The organism is Methylobacterium bullatum (assembly GCF_014845095.1).
Lineage (GTDB): Bacteria > Pseudomonadota > Alphaproteobacteria > Rhizobiales > Beijerinckiaceae > Methylobacterium > Methylobacterium bullatum.
Map to the genome: position 1 here is coordinate 1 of NZ_NKUG01000242.1, position 618 is coordinate 618.

2 pseudogenes are annotated in these 618 nt (G+C 68.0%); both read right to left on the reverse strand.

The features are described from left to right. A pseudogene (locus MBTS_RS22640) lies at window positions 1-367 on the reverse strand (cell division protein FtsQ/DivIB); the annotation flags it as partial. Then, a pseudogene (locus MBTS_RS22645) lies at window positions 364-618 on the reverse strand (D-alanine--D-alanine ligase); the annotation flags it as partial. The pseudogenes MBTS_RS22640 and MBTS_RS22645, both read right to left, overlap by 4 nt.

Consider the following 618-nt stretch of genomic DNA (forward strand, 5'->3'; position numbering starts at 1 on the left):
CGATGCCGGCCGCCTGCAGCACTTCCCGCTCATAGAGACGGGAGATGCCCGAAATGGTGACGCGCTCGACGCCGAAACCGGCCAGCCGGGCCAGGACGTCCGAGACGTGGCCGTTCTCCAGCACGAAGCGGTCGTAGCGGCCGCTGGCGACGAAACCGGTCACCGACAGGACGGCGAAGGTGACCGCGAGGGTCAGCGTGCCCGCGTGCCGCGGGATGCGCCGCTCGATCGGCTGCCCGAGCCGCGAACGGCGCGAGCGCAGCATGGGGCGCACCAGTCGCGGCAGGCGCGCCGCCAGACCGGCGACGAGCGAGCCCGGACCGGGCGCGGGGGTTCCGTCGACGCCAGCCTGACCGGCGGCGTTCAACGACCCAGAGTAGCGTCCTCCACCATCCATCGGACGAGCTCACCGAAACTCAAGCCAGCGTAGGCTGCGATCTCCGGCACAAGGCTCGTCTTGGTCATCCCGGGCTGCGTGTTGACCTCCAGGACGACGAGGGCACCGGTTCCACCCGGTGTGTCGTCGTATCGAAGGTCCGCACGGCTGATGCCCCGGCATCCAAGTGCTTGATGCGCCGTTAACGACAACTCTTGGACACGCTGGTAAATTTTTGGTTT